Below are 23,062 nucleotides of genomic sequence, written 5' to 3' on the forward strand. Positions count from 1 at the left end.
AACACTTACCCTGTAGCTCTTCCACAATTGAGCGATCGCTCAATTGTGAAATTTGTGGGCTGAAATTTAAGCCAGGAGGGAAGTAGAACATGATATAAGCTGAAAAGTTACCACACTTAGAAGCTCAAACATGACTCCAACAACAGACTCTATGATGCGCTCAACGACTTTCGCAAGTCTTTGCGATTACTCATGGCAAGATGTCCGTCACTTGAAAACTCTGGGAAGCGATGATGTTGGGGATGCTGCGCGCGCCTTGGGGTAAATCTGAACGGTTTTGGGGTCTATGTCGTCAGTCGAGCCACCTATTGCCAATCTCATCAACGTCGATTTCGACGGTGGCTATCCAATCGTCGTATTGATGTGATGGGACTCCACCATCTCCTGATACAGCAAGCATTATCGCAATGGCACAGTCAACGGCTCTATTTGAGCCTAGATACAACGGTTTCAATCTCGAAGCGTCTCGTCTGCGCAATAAGTTCGCCTTGTCTCAATTGTGCGGGGTCGTGGCACTCACGATGCTCTTTTTGGTACTCCAAGGTACTCAAGTCGTTGAAACTGGCAAGCGTCGCCAAGTCGATCCTCATTGGCATCGTGGCATGAGTTACCTGAAGCTCGGATGGAATTGGGTTCGACTCGCCATGACTCGACAGTGGAAAATTCACCGATGTCTGTTTCTATCGAGTGCTCCTGACCCCCATCCAGCACGAGCCTCCAAAAAACAATCTCAACTCTCTTTCAAGCATGAATTCGTTGTGCTCAGACAGCTTCGAGCTTTTTAGTTTTGTCAGTCAATCAGGCATCGGGGGTATTACTGGTAGGAGGGGGAGTAGATTGGACAATTGACAACAGGTCAGTTGCGATCGTCTTGCTCCTCTCCTTTCCCCCTACGCGCATTTTTAATTTTTCATTCTCTCTCCCATCGCCGTTAAGCATCCTGGCGGTTGCGAGCCGATCGAAACCGATCCAAAATCGAACCCCCTGTCAGGCTTCGATCGAGGGCGGTATTTTCCGCTTCGCCTCGTTCGAGTCCTCTCAATTGCCTCAAGGTTTTGCGCCGCGCGTCAATGAGTTCGTCGATCTGTTTGGTAAACAGAGGTCGTTCGGCAATCAGATTCGCCACGGCATCCGCATCGAGACGAATCACTTGCAGGTCTTCCGTCGCACTAATGGAAACGGCACTGGTTTTGTCAGAAACAAACACGGATTCCCCAAAAAAGTCACCTTTGGAAACTCGCGCCACGGTGTGTTGGCGACCGCGAATATCTTTAAACGCCAGGGTGGCGCAACCTTGCTCGATAATATAGAGTCCTTCCACCAATTCTCCCTGTTGGACGATGGGTTCGCCGAGGCCATAGTACTCCACTTCCCCATCCAGGGCCAGTTTGTCGATAATTTCGCTCTCAATGTCTTCAAAGTACGGGAGCGATTGCAAGTACTCGGCAATTTTCTGGGGACGATCTTCGAGGTTAACCGGTTCGAGTTTCGTATGATGGACGTGTCGAATGGGAAACGGAATCGTCAACCCGTGGCGCTTGGCTAAATAGTAGAGGCGCGATCGAAAATCGTTTCCCACTTTATAGGAAGACAAATAATTCGGTGTCATAAACATGACGCGATAGGTAATCGAAAAGTCATCGTAGGAACCCGTTGAAACCAGTTTCAAGCCGCGATCGTGGACGACACCTTTCGTCTCCATCAGTGCCTGACGGAGAATTTTCTTCACCTTATTCGGCGGATCGTTATAGGAAAACCCAATTTCAAACCAAATTCCCATGGCTGGATGGGGGAGATTGTAGTTGAGAATGGTTTCTTTCCCCAACACGCCGTTGGGAATAATCACCACGTTGCCTTCGAGAGTTTGCAGGCGAACGGCACGCCAGTTCATATCAATCACCTTGCCTTCAGTCTCACCGATCTTCAGCCAGTCTCCTTGTTTGAAGGGAGTTTCAGCGAGTAAGAGAAAACCCGAAACGAGGTTACTCAAGGTATCTTGCAAGGCTAAGGCCACGACGATCGAACCCACTCCCAACGCCGCCACGACTTGAGTCAGATCGAGTTGCCAAATTTCTCCCAGGATATAAGTGCCAACCCCGAGGACGATCGCCCCGCGAGCCACTTGAAAAAAGATATTGGGGATGGTAACTTGCCAGGAATACTGCTTTTCGTCTGTGACTAGAAGAACTTTTATCAGAGAAAATGCTGTATAAATAATGGAAAACCAGAGAACGGTTTCGAGAATTTGGAGGGTCGTACCCAAGTTTTGTAAGTGTAAAATTTTCTGCAATATGAGTAGAATCACGAGTGGCGGCAGAACCACTTTTTGCAAGTTATTAATAAACTCTTCTAGCGGGTTTTTTTGTCGCTGTAAATGACTTTTTAATTCTCCCAAAACGATGGTTAAAATGGGAAATCCAAAAATTAGCAGCAAACCCCAAATCCATAATGATTGTTTCATATTTTTTAAGCCTCGGTCTGAATAGATTTAGAAAAGAGGGAATGGGGAATGGGGGAAGATATCGGTACTAGAATTTATTGCATCTTTCACGTTCGCGAAACGTCTAATGATGGGATGTGCAACTTCGAGCTAAGCCATGTGGTGAGCGCGGAAACCCGATCCCCTTTTCTCTTCCTACTTCCCCTTTCCCCCTGCGTTGTCAGGTTTTGGATCGTTAAGTTGCACATGACGTTAATAAAAGAAAAAGTCCCGTTCCAAATTCGAGATCGGTCTGCGCAGAACCCAAGTGGCTAACGTCTGACCGAGTTCGGTAAACTCCCAATCTTCCCCACGCTCGAATTCATACAAATCCTGAAGGCGTTCGTACACTTCTTGAGTCACCAAAATTTCGGCTTTTTCGGGGTTGGCGTGCAGTTGCAAGAAGTCGGCAACGCTCACGGTTTCCCCCCAGACATCATAGGAAAACTTGTCCGTGCCAACGATGCCAGCGACTACCGGGCCGTCGTCGATCCCAATACTCAAGCGCAACTCCCGACCGATGGTACCGAGTAGTTCGTCGCGGTATTCGTTGTTGAATTTTTGCATGATGTTAAACATCTCCACCGCAAAGGCCATCATCAGCTTGGTGCTATCCAAACGGGGTTGGAGGACTCCACAGGCGGCAATATAGAGGTTACCGTTGGTTTTCACCTTACCCACCTCATGTTTGGCAGCCGCACGATCGAATGCACTAATCAGTTCGCTCAACAGCGCAATTTCCCGTTGAACGTTGTTCCCGATCACCGTCTCCAATCCCGAGATGCGCGCAAACAGAATCGTGGCTAATTTCACCCCATCGGCGATTTGGGTTTCGCCGCGTTGGAGGCGTTCCACCACCGGCGCGGGTAACAGATTCAACAGCAATGCTTCGTTCTCTTGCTTTTTATCTTCCAACTCATGGGTGAGTTGGCGAACGCTGGCGGCGGTTTGATTGAAATGTTGGGCCAACTGACCGAATTCGTCTTCAGAATCGGACCGAACTTCCACGTCAACGTTGCCTTGGCTGAGCGATCGCATTCCATCGACGAGTCGATTGACGGGATTGACAAAATTCGACGCGATCGCCGACGCCACCCAGGTCACGAGAACGGCAATCACCGCTGTCACCATAAATAGGTAAATCTGAACGGTATCGATCGAGCGAAAGGCTTCTGAGGTTTCGATTTCTGAGATAATGACCCAGTCTAAATCCGGGAGATCGAGCGGTGCGTAAGAACGAAAGACTTGTTTGCCTCGATAGTTACGAGTGACCGTATTTCCCGATTCCCCTTCCAAGGCTCGATTGACCGTCTGTGCGTTCACTTTCTGGAGCAGAATGGAGGTCTCGAACAGCTCGATTAATCGCAAATTTTCCGCAGAAGTCCCGCCACTACTCGCAGATAGTGCTTTTTGATAGGCTTCGGGATCTTCAGTCAGCAAACGCGCGTTCGATCGCATCAACAAATCCGAACCCACCAGGTAAATTTCCCCTGTTTCTCCGAGTCCGGAACTCGATCTGAGCACTTTGTCGATTTCTTCGACGGGTAATTGAATGGCAAAAATCCCCACGATATGGGGTCCGTTGTAAATCGGCGCACCCAGGAACGCTGCTGGCGCGCCATAGGACGGTCGGTGGGTTTGGAAATCCACAATTTGCACGGCCCGCCGTTCCGGGTTCTGGCGCACTCGTTCCACCAATCGGGCCAAACCGCTTTGGCTGTAAGGGCCGCGATTGAGATTGGTGGTGTAATCGGTTTCCTTATCTACGGAGTACACCACTTCCCCAGTTTGATAATCGATCAAAAATAAGTCGTAGTAGCCGTAGATTTGGGTTAAATTTAAGAAAATTGGGTGGTATTTCTCGTGGGTTTGGCTATAGTTACTCCCATCGTCGGTAACGGTCAGTTCTTCTTTTTGACCCACAGGATTGGGGTTTTTAGCAATGTAGAAATATTGGAGGTACTTCGCCGCTTGGCTTTCCGGTTCGTAGGTACTGTAGCTCAGTTCGCCGGATACCGCTTGGGTGAGTTGAGGAAAGAATATTTCTTGGTAATATCGTTCGAGTGCCTGGTTCCATTCTGGGGGAATATACTGATTATTGAGTTCGTCGTAATCGCGATTGAACTCTACCATTGCCTCGATCGCCATCCGGTCTTCACTCAGAGTTTTGACGTGATTTCGTAACCCCTGAAAGAAGAATTCGATTTGGTTGGTATTCGAATCGAGAATGCTGGCTAAGTAATCTTCGATCGTCCCTTGGAGATTAGCTCTCGATCGCTCCCATCCCAAAAAGCTCGCGAGTAAAGTCGAACCCAAACTCACCCCTAAAAGAATGGCTAAGAGCTTAGATTTGATACTTAAATTTTTCGTATATCGACGTAACATCTATTCTCTATACATATCCATATTGCGCTAAAGTTTAGCGTTTAAAGATACGATAGAACCAAAATAGATGAAATTAAATCGCACAGCGCAGAATTTAATTTTTTATTTAGAATATTTTCCCTGAATCTCTTCAAGTTTTCTTTTCACTTCCGGGTTGTAAATTCGCAAATAATTCCAATAGTTCCCAAACACCGAACTAATATATCCCTTCGTTTCTGGGAACGGAATTTGAGTCACGAACTCATCGGGATCGCTTAAATCGAAGCGTTTCATCCAGTCATCCACATTACCCGGTCCGGCATTGTAACTCGCCACGGCCAGTAACGAATTATTGTCGTATAACTGATGGGTATAATCCAGATAGAGGGTGCCGACGCGGATATTTTCCTCCGGATCTTCCAAACTTTTCGGTTTGGGTTCGTTCTTTTGCTCGGCAATCCAATCGGCCGTATCCGGTAAGACTTGCATCAAACCTACCGCATTAGCAACCGATCGAATCGACGGTTGAAAGCGAGATTCTTGGCGGATAATGGCGATCGTCAGCAACGGATCGACCTGCCGTTTTTCCGACCACTCGATCACCGGTTCGAAATAGGGAAACGGATGCTGTGCCTGCCAATATCCCAATTGCTGCCGAAGTTCCTGATATTGGGCTTGCTCTTCGGGTTCTTCCCGTTGGGCGAGGTAGGACAACATAAATATCCCGTCAACATAATCCTCTACCCCCATACGCATCAGACCATCGGTAAACTGTTCGGTCACCGTTGGTTCCATGGGATTGAGAAATTCAACCTGCCACTGTTCCCACGCCTCCCGTTGCAAACCCAGTCGAGTTAGTTCGGCCAGGGTTTCAGAACCCGCCAGGGGAAGCACCGTTTCCGTCGGCGGTACCACTTGAGGGGAAAACTGGCGCACCGTCGTGAAGTCCCCCACTTCCCATCCTAGGAAATTCGCCCCCCGCCAAGCATAGTAAGATTCGGGATAGGTGGCCAACAGGAACTCGAAGGCTTCTCGGGCTTTGCCGGTTTCTCCTAAATTCAGAGCCCACTTACCCACCCAGAACGCCGCCTCTGGGGCATATTCGCTGTCGGGATTCTCTTTCACGAGCTGCTCGGCCCACTGCCAAGCTTCTTCCAATTGTCCCGCTTTGGCTAATCCACTCGCCGTTGTCCAGCGTAACTCAGCCGCTTCTTCTGAGGAACTGTACTGGGTGAGAACCGATTGCCGAGATTGGGATGCAGATGTATCGCTATTGAGATTTTCGAGAACTTTCGATTTTTCAATGAGAGCGGCGGCCCCGTACTTGGGATGCCCTTCGAGGATTTTATCCAAATAGGGTACGGCTTCTCGATCTTTCGAGAGTCTCGCCAGCCGCAGTAAGCCCAAGCCGGCTTCTTCGCTCTCGGGGAACTCTTGCGCGAGCTGTTCGTATGCGGTTTCGGCTTCCCGGCGCCGACCCACCAGTTGCCGACCCCGTCCGGCCCGATAGAGGTTGCGAGGGGTGCGCTCGGCTTTGGCGTAGGCATTGCCCGCCTTTCCGTATTCGAGTTTTTCCCAGTAACCAAAGGCGATCGTTTCCCAATCTTTCGGGGTCAGTCGATCGGCATAGCTGAGAACGAGGCGATCGAGAATTTCGATAATATCGCTCAGATATAAGTGTTTGGCGAGCAACAGCAACAACGGCAGATTTTGGGAGTCCGTGCCAGCTTTGAGTTGGTTGCGGGCAATTTCGGCCGTGCGGGGATGGGTGGGAAATTGCTCGATGGCTTGGGTCGCATATTGCGGATCGTCCTGGCCGAGAAGATACAGTGCTTCAGCGGCTGCGGGTCGATCGGGATAGGCACTTAAAAGTCGCTCGAGGGTAGATTGCGCTTTGCCGGTATTCCCCATCTCTTGGTAGGCGCGGGCTCGTTGCAGCAGAACGTATTCCCCCATCGCCGGATAGTCTTTTTCCAGTCCGTCGAGCCATTCGAGAGCGGTTTCCGGGTCTTGGCGATCGAGGCTCTCCCGTGCCATTAAGTATCGGGCGCGACTGCGATCGTCAGAGGCAGAACCGGCGGCAAGGGTTTCGAGTTCTACAACTTTGCGCTCTTCAGGCAGAGAGAGGATTGCGGCAATCTCAGAGCGCTCGGACGGCACCGGATTCAACAAAGTCGATTGCTCTCCCCGCCGCCTCATAAAGGTTAGGGTTGCACCGGCCAGTAAAATTGCCAGTCCGATGAGTAGCAGGGGAGTCGTTCGGTTCCTTCGTCGCTTTAGCATCGCTTGATTTTTGGACTTTGCTTATCCTAACAGCGACTGGGCAAAACTCAACGACGAATATTTCACATTTAACGTTCTGTTCCGACTCGAATAGTGTCCGGGGAGAGCCGTTTACTGATACCACCGACGAAACAGGTCTTTTCTATTCCCCATTCCCCATTCCCCGTTCCCTCCTGAATTCCGCACTTCCGCGCTTCCGAATTCTCCCTTCCCCATTCCCCATAACTAAAAATGTGTAACGAAACGAGCGCGAACAGCTATAAAGACAAAATAACGCCATGTGCGACTTAATTCTCCAAAATTCTCTCACTCGAGGTCAAAGGGGAAAGGGGAAGGGGAAAAGGAGGATTTTTCGACTCGCTCACTATATGGCTTTACCTAAAGTTGCACACCGCGTAAATAGCAATCCCAGGCTCACGCCTGGGATTCAAACAGAAAAATAGCAATGGTAGACCCCGTTAAAACTTAGGGAACGACAGCCACGGGTGTATTGATATCCACGAGTTCGTACAAGGCGAGGATGTCTTCGTTGCGCAGTCGAACGCAGCCGTGGGATACCGCTTGTCCGATGAGTTCCTCGTTCGGCGTGCCGTGGAAGGCGAACATTCCGGTTTCATCTAGGACAAAGACGATAATAGCCGGTCCGATGGGGCTGTCAGGACCTGCCGGAATCACTTCTCCCGTCCAGGGATTTTGCCAAACGGGGTCGAGTGCCATATCCAGTACTGAGAATTCTCCTGTGGGGGTTTCCCAACCGGGTTTGCCGATGGCGACGGGATAGCTGGCTTTAACTTTATCTGCTTCGTAAAGATAAACCCGACGATCGCTCAAATTTAGAACTAAGCTTCGTTCGAGTTCATCCGGAGCCGTTGTCGATGGGGTGGGTTCCGGTTGGACTCGCGAAGGTTCTTCAGGTGGTGCGGGAGGTTGCACGTCCGGTTGAACTTCTTCGGGGAGAAAATCGCTCGGATCTCCAATGGGTGGCAGTTCTAGCTCTAATTCGATGGGTTTGGGCAAAGTGGGATTCGTCTTCGGGTCTACCGCAATCACCGGGTAGGTTTTGAGTTGACCCGAACTCGATGCCATCGCTTGAGCTTGACCCAGTAGCAAGAAAACCGCCGCACTCGAACCCAAAAGCTTCAAGCTTCGCGATTGCAGTTTGTGCGAAATCCATGCAGTCATCTTTAACACTTTCCTCCAGCACGTTTACCAACACCAATTCTTGTGTCTTTATTAAAAGGAGATGACGATCTCCTGACATACTGTACTCTTAAAACTTAAGCCGCTCCAGAACGGAACGGCTTAAAAACCGCTCGCACGGCAAAGACTTAGACTTATTTCAGGCTTAAAATAAGAATTTGGATGCGTGCGAACCTGGCAATCGACAAAGATTTACCAGAACGGAGCGAAGTTGCAATTGACAATGGTCGAAGCGCCATCCACGGGATCGGTAGCTTCGATAAAGCCAAAGTTTCCGGCACTATCTTCGATCTCGTGATAGACCATTCCATCATCTCCGGCGACGTTGCGACGGATGAGGTTAATTTGCTCGCCATCGAACATTGCCACGACCGATGCACTCGTCGTATCCGGTTGTTCGTAAAGAAACAGTTGAGTGGAAGAGGTGATGTCCACCACGCGGCAAACATCCCCAGGTCGCTCGCCCACAGGCTGAGCGTTAGCTGGTAAAGTCAAACCGCCAACGGCAACAGACGCTACGGAAAGTAGCGCGGCCCCTAATCTTCCTTGATTAAATTTTTTCACGGGTTTCACTCCTCAGTTGCATTAAAGAATTTTTTGCTTTTGTTTAGTTTAACTGCTACCGCTTGATGATGTCCAAGCCAGAATTGACTGGGGTAACAGCCCATTCGCGGGTGAATTTACCAGAACGGAGCGAAGTTGCAGTTGACAATCGTCGAAGAGCCATCCACGGGATCGGAAGCTTCGATAAAGCCAAAGTTTCCGGCACTATCTTCGATTTCGTGGTAGACTGAACCATCATCCCCGGCGACATTGCGACGGATGAGATTGATTTGCTCGCCATCAAACATTGCCACGATCGACGCACTGGTTGTATCCGGTGCGTCGTAAAGAAACAGTTGAGTGGAAGAGGTAATATCCACCACGCGGCAGACATCTCCAGGGCGCTCCCCGACGGCTTGAGCGTTAGCCGGTAAAGTCAGACCACCAGCTGCGACGGAAGCAACAGTCGCTAAGGCAGCAGAGACCCCCCATGTGTTAAATTTTTTCACGGATTTCACTCCTCTATCGAGGTTGAATAGATGTTTTGGCAATTATAGACTAACATCACTGAACCCAAATGAGCGATCGCCTCGAGCGAGGGGTGTCGAGGTCAGGATATCGGGTCTCGAGCATTAGAGAAAGGTTAAGCTGACGTGCCGCGCGGTCTTAGGTAACCGAGTGTGGCGTGTGGGTGAGTGTCGGTCGAAAGCCAAGGTCTATATTTAGAGAATTTACCAATCGATCGCACTAGATATAGGACTTGACAAATCATCGACGATTCTAAGCGTTTACCAATGCTTGAGACCCGACACCCCACCCTCACCGGCAACTTTTCGCTCCCAGACTTATGCACTTTGCTTAGGAAACAGTGCCGTTTCCAGTGTTTTGAGGGCAGTCTCTAGCTCGTCATTCACCACTTGCAGGTCAAATTCCGAGGCGGCGGCAATTTCTTCTCGGGCCCGTTCGAGGCGACGAACGATCGCCGCTTCAGAGTCCGAGGCGCGAGACCGCAGGCGACGCTCTAACTCTTCGAGGGTGGGGGGCAAAATGAAAATGGAAAAAGCCTCCGGGAAGCTCGAGCGAACTTGTTTGGCACCTTCTAGCTCGATCTCGAGCACGATCGAATCACCCTGACGAATTTGTTCTTCAACCGGTGCCCGTGGCGTTCCGTAACAGTTGCCGGCAAATTCAGCCCACTCTAAAAATTCACCCCGCGCGACGGAACCCTCGAATTGCGATCGCTCCATGAAATAGTAATCTTTGCCATGAATTTCTTCCGCTCGCGGCGATCGCGTCGTTGCTGAAATCGAGAGGCGCAATTGAGGATGTCGCTGGCGCAAGGCTTTGAGCAACGTCCCTTTACCCACTCCACTGGGTCCGGTGAAAACGATGAGCTGACCGATTTTGACCTCAGCGTTGGCAACCCCAGGAACCCCGCGCGCGGGGCGATCGCTTGCCAAGGGCGATTGAGGATGTTCTATCGACCCCGAATCATTCATACTTAATTTCTCGATCTCGATTGGATAGCCACTCAAGTGCGATGGTGAGTGCTGTGATTAATCTTTGCTCAGAACAAACCGATTAGCAACGGTTTCTGGTTGAATCGCGGATAAAATCACGTGGCTGGAGTCGGTGACGATGACCGCTCGGGTTCGCCGTCCGTAGGTAGCATCGATCAGTTGTCCGCGATCGCGCGCATCGTTCACGATCCGCTTGATCGGAGCGGACTCGGGAGAAACGATTGCTACCACTCGGTTTGCGGAGACAATATTGCCAAAACCGATATTGATGAGCTGTATCTGTTGGTTATCCATGATAAGTTAAGCCTGAAAATTGCGGGTAAGCGATCGGAAATACAATTTTGTAGCGGAGGAGACAAGAACGAACGATGGTAGGAAAGTTTCCCTGGAAGCTATCTTTTATGGTAAAGAGAAAAATTTAGCCTAACAAGGTAAATCCCCACAAAAAAAACAACCTTGAAGATTTACCTTGCGTTTTGAGCATTTCCCAAGATCGCCGAGGGTTAACCCGCGAGTCAGGATCGATCGTGGGTGAATCGAAGCAGAACTCGCACCCAGATTTTATGAGAAGATAAAGGCTTGCTTGGCAACCCATGTCCGCAAGCGACTTCCATTGACTCGACCGACGTGAATCCAGAACGCTTAGAAATCGTCAAAGCTCAATACCAGTCCGGCAAACAGGCTTTCGAGTGCGGTCAATACCGCCAGAGTGTCGAGTATTTGGAGAAAGCCAGTGCTTTAGTCGATCGCAATTCCACCCTCGGGGGCGAAATCCAAATCTGGTTGGTGACGGCATACCAAGCCCTGGGTCGCACTCGAGACGCGATTTCCCTGTGCCGTAGCCTCGGCCGCCATCCCAACTTAGAAACTCGCACCACCAGCCGCCGCTTGCTCTATATCCTCGAAGCTCCAAAACTGGAAACCAGTCCCGAGTGGCTAACGAAGATTCCCGACTTGAGCAAACTCGAAGATAGCCCCATAGAAAATCGACGTGGGGCAAATCCCGTTAAGTCCAAAAAGCGCCCCCGCCGTCTTAAATCCGAACCCGAACCCATCGATTGGAGTCAGGTGCAAACGGAAGATAACGGGTTTATTTGGATTGCGCTAGTGGGAGGTATCGCCGTATTGGGGAGTCTGGTTTGGCTGGCGTGATGGAAGACGATCGAATTAATACGCTCGATCGTTTTCTATGTGCTGGAGTCGATCTCCCGTGCGAACGTTCTGACTCACGAGAGGGTTGCCGTAATATTTGACTTGCGCGCTACCGTCGAGTTGCGCGTCCAAACTGCGAGTTGCCCAAACTGTGGCATTGCTCGATCCGCTCAAATCCAGTTGGGTGGTTTGGCTTTCTAAGTCCGAGCCATCGTATTCGCTGCTGCCGGAAAATTGAACCTGCTGGTGGGTGACTTCTCCGCTGAGGTCGAGTTGGCTGCTACCGTCCATTTGCACTTGCAACTCATTGGCAAGCAAAGATGCAATCGCCACTTGGGTACTGCCACTACCCTCAAGGTAAAATCGATCGACCCTCAGGTTTTGAGCGATTGCCTTCACCGAACCGGAAACGACAAGTCCGTCGAGTTCTCGAACTTGCACCCGAATGCGGATGGGAGAACTTATAAAAGAGACATTCTTTTCGGGATACAGATATAAAGTGCGATCTCGAACTTCCGCAATAATGCGAGGCAACATTTTATCGTCAGCGGTAATCGTGAGGGTTTCGCGATCGCCCTGAACAATTTCCACCTCCCCCAGGCGACAATCGATCTGAGTGAAGGGGGTCACACCGATCGATTTGCTGACAAGATTTCCCGAATCTCCCAGAACAGAAGCTTCGAGATCTACAGTGGTTTCGATCGCGTCATCCCCTTTCTCAATGCGAATCTCAGTGCTAGACTCGCGAACCAAGGAAATCGCACTGGGGGAGGAAAGCGTATTTGGGTCGATGGTACGACACGCACTCAAACAGGCAACCGCCAGGGTACAACCGAGCCAGTCATATTGGTTTGTCATGGAATATTTTCCGATTGTCAGGATCTTCAAGAGCACCCGTTTTTATGATGTGATGGATGCACCTGCACAGATAGGATTACGCCAACGGATTAAGACACGACAGTAGGGAGAGGGGAAGCTCAGGGAAAGAAGCTTGCCGTACGAGATAATCGTCCTCATCGATATTCGTAGTGCTATATTTTCCCCGATCGAGAATCGATACATTGATGGGCGATTGCCGTAGTGCGATCGTATCAGGCACTATTCGACGAACATCTATTTGAACGTCCATGGATGGGGAAACTTCGATCGCCCGTTTTTCCATGGGTAAATCGACCCAACATTCTGTCAGTCGTTCTATCCTCCACTATAATACTTACGCCATCGTCACTAGGATTCCCAGATGAAACCTCGTTCTTGGAGCAAAATCATTCTCAGTTTCGCCTTATGTCTGTCTGCTGCTGAAAGCCTCAAGGGAATGGCAACCGCATCGCCGTTGCAGCAATCGGACGTGACACCGATCCTCCTAACTCGCGTCGTCCAAATCTTCTTTCCCGATGGCAGTCAGTACGAAGGAATCGTCAAAGATAATAAACCCGACGGAGTTGGGGAAATGAGATACGTCAATGGCGATACCTACCAAGGAGAATGGCGCGAGGGAAAGCGGAACGGTAAAGGTGTCGCCACCTATCTCAATGGAGAAGTGTACGAAGGAGAGTGGCAAAACGACAAGCGGAACGGTCTGGGATTGGTCATCTACTCCGATGGAACGCGCTACGAAGGGGAGTGGGATGACGATCGCCGCCACGGTCGGGGAACCGAAGCGACTCCCGATGGAACGCGCTACGAAGGGGAATGGGATGACGATCGCCGGGAAGGTCAAGGGGTAGAAACCTATGCTGACGGTCGCCGCTACGAAGGAGAATGGGATAACGATCGCCGAGATGGTCGGGGAACGGAATATTACTCCAACGGTGAAGTGTATTCGGGGCAATGGAACGACGATCGCCGCCACGGTCGGGGAATCGCCATTTTTCCCAATGGCGGTCGCTACGATGGCAAATGGCGCGATGATGCCCGCAACGGGGATGGCATCGAACTCTATCCGAATGGCGGACTCTACAACGGCGAGTTCCAAAACAATCAACGCCACGGTAAGGGAACCTATATTTCTCCCAATGGGGAAATCTACGAAGGAGAATGGCGCAACAACGAATTCGTCGGTCTGGTTTCCGATCTCACGTCATGTGCAACTTGTCGAGCCAAAACCTAACAACACGAGGGGAATGGGGAACGGGGGATTTTTCGGCTCGCTCGCTATATGGCTTGACCTAAAGTTGCACATGGCGCGATCTCACAATTCGGAATTGGAAGCGCGGAATTTGGAAAAGGGAGATGGGGTGACTCAGAATTCAGAATTCGGAAGCGCGGAATTCGGAAAGGGGAAAAGCGTCGCAACTGACCCATTGTCAATTGTCAATTGCCCATTGCCCGATCTACCAAGGACTCCCGATCGCGGTAAATCCAGACCAGAAATAGGGATGGTCCAGCTCCAAATCCTCCAATACATCGAGTTGTGGAGGAAGAACGATCGTACCCCCTGGAAATATCAGTTGCCCCCGATCCGATCGCACTTCCCCCCGCAGCATGGCAATTTGAGCTTGCTGCAAGGCTTCGGCTTTAATGGAAGCTTCATCCAAACTGCTGTAGAAAGCACTCATCAACCCAAGCGTTCCTTTATCGCTAACACTCCACAAACTCGCCAGAACCGTTTGCGCCCCAGATTGAATCGCTAAACCGCCAAAGCCCAATTCTGCCTCTCGATCGCCCAGTGCTGTCTGGCAAGCGCTCAGCACCAACAAATTCACTGGGGGATCTTGGAGGTTCAACCCCGGTAGTTCGTCAAGTTGCAGGCGATCTTCCCACAGTTGAATGTAAGAATTATCGGCGCTTCCGGACTGGAATTCGGCGTGAGTGGCTAGGTGCAAGATTTCAAAACCATCAGTTTGGCGTTGGGTGAGAAGGTTTCGGGCCGTGAAGGATTCGTTGAGAAAGGATTCCCCCTGCCACAGTTTGCTGCTGATGGCTGCGAGTTCGATGGGAACTGCGGGTAAGGGACTGAGATCGCGAAATCGGCTCGCTCCCATCGCCAAAATCCGAGCATTCGAGATCGGTTGATAATCGGTATTCGTCAGGGCAAAACTCGGAATCAAGCTGAGGCTGTATTTTTCCACTAAAAATTGCTGACCGTCGTAGAGGGCGGCAACTGGCAGCGATCGCAATCCTTCATCCATGGAGAAGAGTAGGGTATTGATACCCAAGTCCTCTAAATCCGCTTCCAACGGAGCCATTATCCAGTCGTGGAGTTGTTGGGAAGATGCTTGATAGCTATGAGTCTTTCTCCGGCGAGGATGGGTGATTTGGTAGCGAAAATCTCGAACGACGGCAAGTAGTGCTGCGCGGTTTGCGTCTGGCACGCTGTAGCGACGGGGTTGTCCTTCGGGAGGAAGCAAGACTAATTCGAGTTGCTCGGTACGAGAGACAACATAGATAATCGCGGCTTGACGACTGGGGCGGTTTTTGTGCAGGTTTCGCAGCGTATCTTGCATCGTGGAGAGGGTAGTCTGTTCTGGAAGAAGATCGGGGCGCATCCCGAGATACTCTCCAAATTCTCGATTGCGAAATTGCTCGATCCGCCAAACGGTGGCGTCAACGTTGTTGTCTGCAAAGATGGCATCGCGCGATCCACTCGGACTACCGCTGTCAGCCTGAGTTCCAGTGTCAGAAAAGTTGGCTACACCCGAGGTGGAATTATCTCCAGCATCCAAGCTAGAACTGGTAATTCGGATCGATTGTCCGTTGGTGGCAATGGCTTTGGGATCGATATCGAGAATGGGTGAGGTATCGATCGCACTGACGACGAGGGGAGAGGTTTTGGACTCTCGATCGAGATCGGTGAAACCGGTCACTGAGGTATCGCGGGAATTGCCGTCGATCGTACTGCTACTGGTCTCAAAACCCGATTCGATGGGGGTTCGTTCGATTTCGGTCAGTTCGACCTGGGATCGCTCCACAAATTGTTCGACAACAGATGGTTCGACCTCTAAAACCCCGGACGGCGATTCGAGGATCGGGGATTCTCCAGAGATGGGCGATTCTCCATCCAAAGCCAAGGGTTCTGGGGATGAGGGAATTTCGATCGACTGCTCGCTATTGGGAGTCGAGGTTTCCTCTGGGGGAAGATCGGGGGTTGGGGGAACGGAGGAAATATCGAGTAAAGGTGCATCAGCAGATCTATTGGGTGGTGTATCTTCCAATGCATCAAGATTTTCCGACGAGACTTCAGGGGTGGAAGGTGAGAGGGGTTCGACTTCTGGTTCGACTTCTGGGGCGATCGGGTTTTCGGAAACCGTTTCGATGGGTTCGACCCCAGATGGGGCTTCTGGGATGGCGGGAGTTCCGCTCGCTGAGGTGACTGGGGTGACGGGATTCGTTGCGGGAACGGAGATAACTTGAATTTGTCCCGCATCTTGAGAATGAGTGAAGGGAAACTCCCCACTGATAATGGTGGATTCAGCACCCGTACCCCGCGTAATCACCCCAGCCGTCCCGTTGATGGTTGCATTGCCGACGATGAAGGGAATTATCGCATCTCCCCCGTGTTGGATGACGATCGTGCCGCCATCCATACCGCCTACCGTGGAAATGCTCGCAGTTTGCCTGTTGCGATCGACAAAGGTTCCCGTTGCTTGGAAATGTTGACCGGTTTGGACGAACACATCTCCCCCAGTTGTTCCCCCTTGGGTATCGATCGACATCACTTCTATATCTCCAATGGGATCGAGGGTAACGTTACCCCCTGCACCGGTATCGCTACTTGAATCGATCGTTCCAGCTTGAATTTCCGTTTCCGCATCGACGAAAATATCACCGCCATCAGCACCGGGATTCCTCGTACTCAGGTTTCCCGTGACGATCTCTCCATTTTTACTGGTTAGAGTAATATCAAAACCTGATGTGCTTAGGTTTCCGAGAGTGAGGTCTCCCGGTGTCGAGATCGCAATGTCAGCAGCCGCAGCAATATCCCCCGTCAGATTGACGCTGCTGTTGGCATTCAAGTTCAGACCGCCACTACCCACTTGAATGTTGCCAAGACCACTGATACTGTTGGCATCGGTAATCGTCAGACCGCTAATCGGGCTGCCATTGACAGCACCGTTAAATAGAATATCCCCATCCCCACCCGCACTCAGGAAGATGGGAGCGTTCAAGAAGACTGCATCGCCGTAAATTTGCGAACCGTTCGTGGTGACATTCGGCAGAACCGTGACTCCCCCGGCATCGGTGGTCAGATTCGTCGCAGAAACGGTACTGCCAAATCGAGTTGTCCCGCTACTGTTGGCAATCAGGTTATGTGCAGTGACCCCATCGGCAATGGTTATATCTCCCGTTCCCGCATTCAGGGTCAAATCTCGCCCGTCAACCGAGCCGTTGAAGACGATATCTCCACCGCCGAGTCCGGTATTAATTTCGTAATCGCGATCGAGCATCAAATCGCCATTGAAGAGAATATTCAATCCATCGGTGGTTAAATCGTCACGATCGCCAAGCAGCGTCACCTCAACACCACTTCCCCCTTGCAGGGAGAGCGTACCGTTCCCCTCAAATGTCGTGGTGCCGAACAGTTCGATTTGGTCGGCTGCTAACCCAATATCCCCGCTACCGAGGGCATCGATCCGGCTGTCGTCGAGGCGAATCCCCGGATTGCCAGTGGATGTCACACCTGTGAGGTTAATATTCCCCGTTCCCGTAGATTCGATGGAACTGCCCGATTGCAGGAAAATGCCGACACTGTGGGTGCTGTCCCCGGTCAGTTGAATCTCGCCATCGACCGATCGCACCGCCGAACCGTTCTGAAGAATAATGCCTGAATCGTTGTTTCCCATCCCGTTGAGGGTAATACTTCCCGTCCCGGAGGCAGCGACTTGCCCGTTATTATTGATAACGATGCCTCGGTTGGCATTTCCAGTTCCGTCGCCCCCCTCTCCAGTTATGTCGATCGCCCCATCCACCGATCGCAGGTTACCGAGAATGCGCATACCGTGGTTGAGGCGGTTACCATCGCCCCCCGTACCGTTGAGGGTAATGGTGCCAATACCGTTCGTTTCAACAACGCCATCGAGCCTCACCTCAATTCCCCGGTTTCCATCCCCAGAACCCCCACCGGTTCCCGTTAGTTCGATCGCCCCATCTTCTGCAGTTATCTTTCCATCCAGACGAATGCCGTGATTGTTATCGATGCCGTTGCCCCCCGTTCCCTCGAGGGTAATCGTTCCCGGTCCAGTAGTCGTCACCTCAACTCCCGCGGGAATGCGAATGCCGTAGCCATCGTTGCCCCCATCTTCTCCCACCCCGGTTAGGGAAATATTGCCCCCACCGGCTGTCAGATTCCCCTCAATCTCCAACTCACCGCTATCAACGTCGTCGGAGTTGGCAATCAAGGCAATATCGCCACCACCGGACTCGATCGGTCCCACCTCAATGTCTCCGCCGGTGCTGAGGGTAATGGTATTGCCGATCGTACTTAGGGTGCCATCGGTCGTTTCGATACTTCCTCGATCTCCGAAACTGTTGAGTTCGATCCGGCCACCATTGGCAAGGATATCCCCGGAAATTTCCAGTTCCCCCTCCCCAACACTGTCGGAGTTGGCGGTGATAATAATATCGCCCCCCTCGGAAGCGATCGGCCCCACCTCAATGTCTCCGCCGGTGGTGAGGGTAATGGTGTTACCCGTCGTGGTCAGACTTGCCCCCGTCGTGTCGATGCTACCGTCATCGCCCAAACTGTTCAGTTGAATGCTGCCGCCACGAGCAAGTATTTCGTTACCGACGATTAACTCGCCGTTACCCACACCGCTAGCGTTGGCAGTCAGGGTAATATCGCCACCATTACTCTCGATAACGGCGTCTCCCGTATCGATCGACCCTTCCGCGTCGAGGACGATATTTAACTCACCGCCAATGGAAGTGATGCTGTCATTGAGGGTAATATCGTTATCGGCATCCAGGATGAGCGTCGCCTCGCCACCGGCTGTTTTGCGAATGAACGCTCCCGGCGATAATGTGATATTTCCAGCACCGGCAGGCCCGATTGCGGTACTGGTATCGAGGGTGACGCTGGTTCCAGCGTTGAGTGCCGCATTAATCGCATTTGCCCCCACAATATTCGTCCGGGCCGGTGGACCGATATCCACGATGGTAATATCGGTGGGGTCGATCAGCCACGTTCCGCCCAGTCCATTGGCTGCTGATGCATCGGGAATCGTATCGAGTAAAAGGTTTTGCCGACTGCTAGTTTCGATGAAACCGCCGTTTCCTCCCAACTCCCCACCGCGCGCCGAGAGGGTTCCGAATATCGTTGCGGTTTCTTCGGCGAATGCGACGATCTGGCCACCATCGCCGTAGGAAAGGGCATCGACAGTAACCGTAGAGCTGCGATCGACAAAGGTTGCACTCGCGTTAGGAAGGGTTCCGAGTCCTTGACGATCGCCCCCAAGAAAAATATTACCCCCACCGCCGACTCCAGAAGCATCCAGAGTGGCATCGATCAGCGTTACCCGTTCTCCCAATACCTGAATCGTCGGCATCTCACCATTCCCGATTCCCCATTCCCCATTCCCCAACTCCCCACTCACGATCGCATCTCCCATTTGTGGGTGTAGTTGTGCGTTCGATCCGCTCAAACCGATGCTCCCGTCGGGATTGATGGTAATATCGCTGGCATGGGCGATCGCTTCTCCACCGGTGAGTAATTCGGGTAAGGCTTGGGGAATAAAGGGCATCGATGTTGAATCGGCAGCCGCGACATCTAACGCCAGAACGTTCCCCTCGGCACTCAGACGCACCACGCTTTCTCCGGGAACGGCGGTTAGAGTAATATTTCCTCCAGGGGATTCGAGGGTTCCCGCATTCACAACTGTCCCAGCAAATAACCCCAAGTTATTTCCTGGGGATACTGCTAAGTTGCCAGTATTTACGATGCTTCCGGGGTTCGACGCGGCAAAATTGAAGCTTTCGGGAGACCCCATCAAATCACCCCAGGAATTCTCGCCGAAGCTGTTCAACTCGTCTACGCCAAAACCAATTCCCGTAGCTGTGGTGGCGATGAAATCACCAGGAACGTTGAGGCTGGCAGTATTACCGAAGATCATTCCAGCCGGGTTGATTAAAAAGAGGTTAGAATCACCTCCGGCAATTTGCAACATCCCGTTAATGTAGGATGGATTCCCTCCCACTACTCGTCCGAGAATATTTTCAATATTGGGGTTGGATAAAAAATTAGCAACTTCCCCTTGTGAAAGTCCGAACTCCTCAAAGCTGTGGAATAAATTCCTCCCATCTCTCGATAGCTGTCCGCCGAGAATATCAATGCGATCGCCTTCGATCGTCACTTGAGTGTGGGTTCCATCCGCTGCGGGTTCAATCGTTTGTGCGGTTACAGATTGCGGTTCTAACCACAAGAAAAGGTGAGGCGCTGAAATAAAAAAATAATATAAAAACTGGCAACAGTTGCCCGAAATTAAATTGGGTAACACGGTACGAGAAGATTAAATTGCATGAGAGAACGATAGATTTTTGACTCATTCACACTGTTGCTCGATCTCCCGCATGCTTCAGCCGTTATGACGTCCAATTTTTATTATTTTGGATGTTGATTCTTAATTTCGATCCTAGACGGAAAATTTGGAATTGACGATACGTACAAACCCAGAGAAAGATTTTAAGCCATCTGAAAATCCGTAAAAATACATAAAAATACATTATTAAAAAGTATAAATTCCGTATATTTTCTGTCTTAATAAAAATTTGGAATACCCGATCGAGTCTAGAATCGTTTGAGTTTTATCCGATTCGAGTCAAATTCTTTAAATGAGGGGTCTCTCCCCTCATCCCGCTTTTAGGAAAAGTTGACACACAATAGAACATGAGTCGAGAAATTCAATGAAATATACTCATGTATTTCAGACGGAAACTGTCGCACGACCGCACGGGTAACATGCAGATTGCATATTTCTTATTACTCTAAATGCCAACTTTCACCAACACCCAGGCATGGTTGGTAGTAGGACTTGGGTGAGAGGAGTGTCAGTGTGGTATGTGATTTCTCAATGGCAGTAGGAGCAATGAAAAAGACTACTGCGATCGAAATAGCAATCCGACATGAATTGTCGATCGTTGTGCGGGTAGAATAACTACGCCACAAGGGTTTTAGATTCAATAAATTGATGAATCAAATAGGATGGCTATTGCAATTTCAAGCAAGTATTTAAGTTGCCGTAGCAATCTAAAGTTGCAACTTGAAAAAAATCAGGGGATTTGAGACTCGAATTTAGAGGTTTGCAACGTAACTTATGAATTCGATCGAACTGGAGATTTAGTGATGTGGAGAACTCCCAAATGAAGATCGGGGATAACATCTACCCAAGTTTATCAGACCGAGACAAAATCAAAAATTCAATGGTCGGACGAACCCCTATCGAGCGGTTACTGACAACGAAACAGTGCCCTGGAGGCAATCTAGGAGAAGCACATTTAGCCAAGCTCGATTTGAGGGAAGCAAATCTGAGTGGTGCCAAGCTACTATTTGCCAATTTCAATCGCTCCGATCTCGATCGAGCTAATTTTAGCGGTGCGGATTTGAGTTTCGCAACTTTGGTGAATGCGAGTTTCGCAAACGCCGATCTCAGTGGCATTGATGGTCGCGGCACTCAATGGTTTGAGGCAACTCTGACTGAGGCGAATCTTTGCGGTGCTGATTTGGGATTTGCGTCTTTGGTGAACGCGAAAATCGATCGAGCGAGTTTGAGTGGCGCGCGGCTAGATGGAACCAATGCCATCGGGGCAAATTTGAGCCATACAGACTTAAGCGGAACTGATTTGGGTGGCGCAAATTTAGGGGATGCAACTCTGATAGAAGCAAATTTAGCCGATGCCAATCTCCAAGATGCTCGGTTGGTGAAAGCGGATTTGAGAGGGGCGAACCTCCGAGGGGCAAACCTTCAAGATGCGAATCTTTTGGGTGCGAATCTCCAGGATGCAGACCTAACCGATGCCAAGTTGAGTGGGGTCAATTTAGCCGGCGCTAATCTCGACGGAACAATGGGGATTGATGGAATATTCTCCCCTCCCATTGTTCCATCGGCGACTCCATCGGCGACTCCATCAGCCACCCCGTCAGCTGCAACAACTGGGGTGGCAAAAGTTCAAACCCCTGCGACGCCCAAATTGTGCAAAGGGAGCGCCGCTTTACCGAAAACCATGAAACCTCATTTGCCAAACAGGCGTACGTCCTCAGGGGTTTCCGTCGCGTCTAACTTGAGCAAACTCGGCTTTCCACTTCCAGCCGGAATGGAAGACCGAGCGGTGTTTTTAAGCGATCGAGCTGGATAGCGCCCGTCGGGTTGCGGCGAGAGCCTGGGTAATTTCGTCTGCGGATACAATCAGAGGCGGCACGAACCGAACCACTTTCGGACCTGCGGGCACTAGCAGCAACCCTTCTTCCATCGCGGCTTTGACGACCGCGATCGCACTCAGCGGGGTCTCGGGGGATAACACCAAACCGTTAATGAGACCCCAACCCCGCACTTCGGCGATGGTTTCTCCATGGTCTTTGGCAATTTCTCGCAAACCCTCTCTTAACTGTTCTCCCCGTTCTCGCACGTTCTCGAGCAAATTTTCTGCTTCCAACGTCCGGCAAATCGAAAGTGCCACACCGCAGACAAAAGGATTACCCCCAAAAGTACTGGCATGGTCTCCAGGCTGCAACACGTTACAGGATTCTTTACACAGCAGCGCGCCAATGGGGATACCGCCTCCTAAGCCTTTGGCACTGGTAAACACGTCGGGTTCGATGCCGAGATTTTCGTAACCCCAATATTTGCCGCTTCGTCCCATTCCCACTTGCACTTCATCGAGAATGAGTAGGATTCGCTTTTCATCGCAAATTTGGCGAACGCGCTGGAAATAGGCAGCATTTCCGGGATTGACTCCCCCTTCCCCCTGCAACGGTTCGAGCATAATCGCCGCAACCCGTCCATCGTATTCGGCAATTTTTGCTTCTAATGTTTCTAAATCGTTGTAAGGAACGTAGTCGAAACCGGGGACGAGGGGATTAAAGTTTTTCTGGTATTTCGGCTGACCCGTGGCGGTAATGGTCGCGAGGGTTCGTCCGTGGAAACTGGCATTGGCCGTTAAAATTACCGGTTCGTCAATGTTGAGGACCGTGTGGGCGTACTTACGGGCCAGTTTGATGGCACCTTCGTTGGCTTCAGCACCGGAGTTGCAGAAAAAGACCCGATCTGCGCAGGAATTTTGAGTCAGCCACCGGGCAAGTTCTCCCTGTTCCGGGATGTAGTACAAGTTGGAGACATGATGCAACTTGCGAATTTGTTGGCTGACGGCTTCGACAAACTGGGGATGTGCGTGACCGAGGGTGCAAGTGGCAATTCCAGCAACAAAGTCAAGATATTCCCGACCGTCCGTATCCCACACCCGACAGCCATCGCCTTTCTCTAGGGCAATGGGAAAACGGCCATAGGTTCCCATCACGTGGGTATCGAAAATAGTAGGATCGAATATTGAAACTTGGGGTTCGACGACGACTGGACTCACGGTTTTAACTTTT

At 50.9% G+C, this 23,062-nt stretch carries 15 protein-coding genes; 4 read left to right on the top strand and 11 right to left on the bottom strand.

From position 1 onward, the window contains the following. The first annotated feature begins 407 nt into the window (after positions 1–407). Positions 408–785 carry a hypothetical protein gene (locus tag AC2215_RS07820; protein WP_486809411.1) on the top strand — a complete coding sequence of 126 codons (378 nt, stop codon included), beginning with the start codon at positions 408–410 and terminating at the stop codon, positions 783–785. Between the two features lie 146 nt (positions 786–931). On the opposite strand, the gene AC2215_RS07825 is transcribed toward AC2215_RS07820, so the two are convergent. The 8 genes from AC2215_RS07825 to remA all read right to left on the bottom strand — a co-directional run bounded on the left by AC2215_RS07825 (position 932) and on the right by remA (position 10,683). Beyond that, positions 932–2,461 (bottom strand): mechanosensitive ion channel domain-containing protein, encoded by a 1,530-nt coding sequence (locus AC2215_RS07825; RefSeq protein ID WP_486809412.1) that lies wholly within the window; start codon positions 2,459–2,461, stop codon positions 932–934. A 231-nt stretch (positions 2,462–2,692) separates the two neighbouring features. Next, positions 2,693–4,864: an adenylate/guanylate cyclase domain-containing protein gene (locus AC2215_RS07830; protein WP_486809413.1), complete on the bottom strand. Its 2,172-nt coding sequence runs from the start codon at positions 4,862–4,864 to the stop codon at positions 2,693–2,695. Positions 4,865–4,966: 102 nt separating this feature from the next. Further along, the gene (locus AC2215_RS07835; RefSeq protein ID WP_486809414.1) at positions 4,967–7,126 is read right to left on the bottom strand and encodes a transglycosylase SLT domain-containing protein; all 2,160 of its coding nucleotides are present in this window, start codon (positions 7,124–7,126) and stop codon (positions 4,967–4,969) included. Between the two features lie 465 nt (positions 7,127–7,591). After that, complete coding sequence (locus AC2215_RS07840) at positions 7,592–8,308, bottom strand: L,D-transpeptidase (protein ID WP_486809415.1); 717 nt, start codon at positions 8,306–8,308, stop codon at positions 7,592–7,594. Between the two features lie 210 nt (positions 8,309–8,518). After that, positions 8,519–8,890, bottom strand: coding sequence for a hypothetical protein (locus tag AC2215_RS07845; RefSeq protein WP_486809416.1), 372 nt, complete (start codon positions 8,888–8,890; stop codon positions 8,519–8,521). Positions 8,891–9,006: 116 nt separating this feature from the next. Then, the gene (locus AC2215_RS07850; protein WP_486809417.1) at positions 9,007–9,378 is read right to left on the bottom strand and encodes a hypothetical protein; all 372 of its coding nucleotides are present in this window, start codon (positions 9,376–9,378) and stop codon (positions 9,007–9,009) included. A gap of 336 nt (positions 9,379–9,714) precedes the next feature. Next, complete coding sequence (gene gmk, locus AC2215_RS07855) at positions 9,715–10,368, bottom strand: guanylate kinase (protein ID WP_486809418.1); 654 nt, start codon at positions 10,366–10,368, stop codon at positions 9,715–9,717. Positions 10,369–10,425: 57 nt separating this feature from the next. Then, positions 10,426–10,683: an extracellular matrix/biofilm regulator RemA gene (gene remA, locus AC2215_RS07860; protein ID WP_486809419.1), complete on the bottom strand. Its 258-nt coding sequence runs from the start codon at positions 10,681–10,683 to the stop codon at positions 10,426–10,428. A 333-nt stretch (positions 10,684–11,016) separates the two neighbouring features. Between remA and AC2215_RS07865 the strand changes: the two genes are divergently transcribed. Then, positions 11,017–11,541, top strand: a complete 525-nt coding sequence (locus AC2215_RS07865) for a hypothetical protein (protein WP_486809420.1) — start codon at positions 11,017–11,019, stop codon at positions 11,539–11,541. 15 nt (positions 11,542–11,556) lie between these two features. Here AC2215_RS07865 and AC2215_RS07870 read toward each other — a convergent pair whose 3' ends face one another. Then, entirely contained in the window at positions 11,557–12,399 is an 843-nt protein-coding gene (locus AC2215_RS07870) for a head GIN domain-containing protein (RefSeq protein ID WP_486809421.1), read from the bottom strand. Positions 12,400–12,781: 382 nt separating this feature from the next. On the opposite strand from AC2215_RS07870, the gene AC2215_RS07875 reads away from it, so the two are divergent. After that, positions 12,782–13,651 (top strand): MORN repeat-containing protein, encoded by an 870-nt coding sequence (locus AC2215_RS07875; protein WP_486809422.1) that lies wholly within the window; start codon positions 12,782–12,784, stop codon positions 13,649–13,651. Between the two features lie 223 nt (positions 13,652–13,874). Here AC2215_RS07875 and AC2215_RS07880 read toward each other — a convergent pair whose 3' ends face one another. Further along, positions 13,875–19,898: a CHAT domain-containing protein gene (locus tag AC2215_RS07880; protein ID WP_486809423.1), complete on the bottom strand. Its 6,024-nt coding sequence runs from the start codon at positions 19,896–19,898 to the stop codon at positions 13,875–13,877. Positions 19,899–20,895: 997 nt separating this feature from the next. On the opposite strand from AC2215_RS07880, the gene AC2215_RS07885 reads away from it, so the two are divergent. Then, the gene (locus AC2215_RS07885) at positions 20,896–21,828 is read left to right on the top strand and encodes a pentapeptide repeat-containing protein (protein ID WP_486809424.1); all 933 of its coding nucleotides are present in this window, start codon (positions 20,896–20,898) and stop codon (positions 21,826–21,828) included. Here the strand turns inward: AC2215_RS07885 and AC2215_RS07890 are convergent. Next, positions 21,808–23,049 carry an acetylornithine/succinylornithine family transaminase gene (locus tag AC2215_RS07890; protein ID WP_486809425.1) on the bottom strand — a complete coding sequence of 414 codons (1,242 nt, stop codon included), beginning with the start codon at positions 23,047–23,049 and terminating at the stop codon, positions 21,808–21,810. The two genes, AC2215_RS07885 and AC2215_RS07890, sit on opposite strands and share 21 nt — an antisense overlap. Positions 23,050–23,062: the final 13 nt, after the last annotated feature.

The sequence above is a fragment of the Zarconia sp. genome (assembly GCF_057467645.1).